The organism is Cyanobium sp. NIVA-CYA 375, assembly GCF_056108345.1.
The window spans coordinates 1-3,465 of record NZ_JBSYHW010000134.1; the positions used below are offsets into that span (position 1 = coordinate 1).

A 3,465-nucleotide genomic window follows, 5' to 3' on the forward strand; every position below is an offset into this window, starting at 1 on the left:
GACCCCTTGGCGCCGTAAGGCGTTTTTTTGTAGATGACTGCAGGCTTGGAATTCCTCTTTTTTCGAGGTGCCCTCAATTGAGTCATTAGGTATTCTTGCATGCCACATTAGCTCATTTAAAAAGAGTACTATCCAAGGAGTTATAGATACATTTAAGATAGAATCATCAGATTCAGTAGGAATTGCGCAAATCTTTCTTACCGTATTGACAGATCAGATTCGGTTATTGGGAGCAGTAAATCTTACAGGATCCTCAAACTACTTTCCTGAAACAGGTGGGAGCTCTGCCCCGGGGATAAAGATACCTTCTGCCCTGGACGGACAAAACAGACCTAAGGCTTGTTTGAAGCTCAGCAAGAGTGTTAAAGACAAGCATGTAATTCGTTTTCTTCCACGGATGGTTGGGAACTCCAGCCGGGAACATCGTCAGCAGAACAGGATCATTTCCTATATTTCCAAGTTCTTTGGTGAATCTTGCAACAAGGAATCTCTTTTCAAACTTTATGAGCTGCTTGTGGCGGACCGGCTGCTGGTTGATTTAGCCGATGCAAAGCAGCTCAATTGGGAACTCTTTAATCTCTTCCAATCAGATTCGGACTGGTTTCAATGCCCCTGTTGCCGTCAAAAGTTTCACATCCCCCATTTAAATGATCTTTCTATTGTATCAAACCCTTCGTATTTCAGCTGTCCCTCCTACCAGTGCAAAGGAACACTTGCTGCAATAAAGATCACAGATGCTTCTTCTGATCATTATCGAGAACTTATCCGCCGCTCCCCCCTCCCTCTTAGAGCAGAAGAGCATACGGCACAGATCGACACTGATGAACTTTCATTACGCGAAAATCGATTCAGGCAAGGGAAGACAAATCTTTTGAGTGCATCTACAACCTTAGAGATGGGTGTTGACATTGGTGAACTACAAGTCGTTGCTTTGCGGAATTTCCCGCCATACGTCAGTAACTATCAGCAAAGAGCAGGTCGAGCTGGCCGGCGCACCGATGGCGTTGCGGTAACTTTAATGTATGGTCAACGTAGGCCACATGATCGCTATTACTTTGACAATCCATCCCGTTTAATTGACGGTGCCAATCAAGTTCCCTCCTTTGAGGCCAATAACTTTTCAATACAACGTCGGCATATCCATGGCGAACTTTTCTCTTCATTCCTCCATGAATATACTGCAAAAGGGGCTGAGAAAGTATCTATTGGTGAGTATCTTGGTCTTAGTAGTGACTCTGTAGAAGAGAGTACTCTGCCTGAGCATTCACTTGCTGTACATTTCTCGAAGTGGCTTCGTGATGATGAAGCATTAGGACGTGTTAAATACTGGCTGGAAACGTTAGGTTCTGCCGAGACTCCTGATGCGTTCCTTGATTATTTTTCTGATTTGATTTTTGGCGTAAAAGGCTTCTGTAGTTCCCAGCAGATAGATTGGAATGGGCATGTGGACTACTATGTCCAGGTCCAGGACAAATCCGACGACTTACGTGGGAAAACTGATCCAGAGTCTCGCAAACTCAAAAGACAATATGGAAGAATTTTAGATGCCATCGAAATCCAGATAGCGAAGGTACGTAGTCGTACTCTTCACGAAGAGTTGGCCAAATCCAGTATTACACCTATCTACGGATTCCCTATTGATGTCGTTCAACTCTACACCCGATCGAACACAGAGTCATTTGATCGCGCTAGAAACGACTCAAAGCACAAACTGCAGCGTGACAGGAGAAGAGCACTAAGTGAATATGCACCAGGGCAGGAAATCATTGTTGCTGATCGTCTCCACCGCAGTGTTGCTGTCTACCGTCCCAATGATCTTGAGCGCCGCTTTTACTGGGTCTGCCAAGACTGCAACTATTTTATTAGCGCAAGTACAGAAGACCCTATCGATGAGCGCTTGCGTGATCCTTCTCAGCCTGAGCCCTGCTGCCCCATTTGTAAGTCTGGTATTAATAAAAGAAAAATACGTGGCTCAAGATCATCACAATCACGTTTTTCAAAAGCCTATAAGATCCCCCGCGCATTTACAACAGATTGGTCGAAAGAACCCGAAGTTACCCCAACACGCAAGCCTAAACGCCAATTCACATCGCAGGTGTTTCTCGCCAATTCAGATCAAGATGCTGCACCAGTCAAAACCCGCTTTTTTGAAACGACTTCAAGTACTGCAGGCGAATTCTTTCTATCAAATCAGGGCCCTAGTAGTCGTGTAAAAGGCTTTGCCAATCCTGGGTATCCACTCTGCATGAATTGTGGTCTTGATCTTTCCCATCTCCTCACTCGACGCCGGCCCGAGTCATCTACAGCAATACCGCACGTCAATCCTTACACTCAGGCGAGTTGCCAAGGCCGATACCAGAATCTCCATCTAGCTCATACATTTACCAGCGATTTGGTAAAAATTAGGTTTACAGATTCAGCCAGTCCACCTCCCCTTTACGGGAATGTTCGGAATGTTCAATCTGAAGATATTGTTGTTTCGGAGGATGATTCTGAGCAAACTGAAGACCTTGGTGGTCTTACTTTCTGGCGTTCTCTTACCTATGCAGTTCTTGCTGCAGCCTCACAAGTGGTGGATGTGGACAGAGATGAATTGGACGGTCTCTTCATGCCAGTTGCTGAAGAAGAAGGAGTTACCCAGCTTGTCATTTACGACAACGTTCCCTCTGGCGCCGGTCATAGCAAACGTATCGCGGAACGATTCCAAGAAGTACTGGAACGAACTCTTTCATTGGTAAGCTCCTGCACTTGTGCCTCTAGTTGCTATGATTGTCTACGAACCTACTCTAATCAATCTTTTCACGAAGAGCTAGATCGACATAAGGTCATAAACTTCTTGCAACCACTTGTGGAACAGCTGGTTCCAGATAAATATCAAATCCAATTCGCACCCAATTCAAATTACATCGATTTAACACGGGTCGATCCTTTGCTCACAAGAGCATCACGATTCGCGCGTAACCAATCATTCTTTGCCTTAAAGCAGATGAATGTCTCGATGAATATTGGAAATCTTGTTCGTGCAATAGATGAAAATCGTATGACGGGCACACCGCTGCAACTGATACTTTCATCCCTACCTCAGGCCAGCACCATCCATTCCAACGCCGTATTGCGGAAGCGTTTCTCTCAATGGATTGATCAGGGTGTGTTAAGGCTTTATGTATCTGACTGTATTGAACATGATGAATTCTGCTTCAGCTCATCCTATCCTTCTCGTTGCGCCTACCGTTTGCTTCGAGATGGCTCGGGTGAGATCATCCATTGCCTGGAGACTCGCAGTGAAGAAGGCGTAACTGCTGTTCTTAATAGGCTCTCAAGCATCCAACACAAAGCGAGGCTTGTTTCCCTTGAAGAGCTAGCTGATCCAACGACTATTGTTGTTCTTCCCGGTGACTTTCAGGAAAGTTGTCACTCCTTGGCTGCCATTCAGGCGGCCTTGATTAAGGGTAGCGCCATGAGCGG

Annotated in this window: 1 protein-coding gene; it reads left to right on the forward strand. The window is 45.6% G+C overall.

What is annotated here, in order from left to right; all coding sequences use genetic code 11:
* Positions 1–343 precede the first annotated feature (343 nt).
* Positions 344–3,465 (forward strand): DUF1998 domain-containing protein (locus AC01FP_RS16545; RefSeq protein ID WP_474481763.1); only part of this gene is annotated, 3,122 nt, incomplete at its 3' end.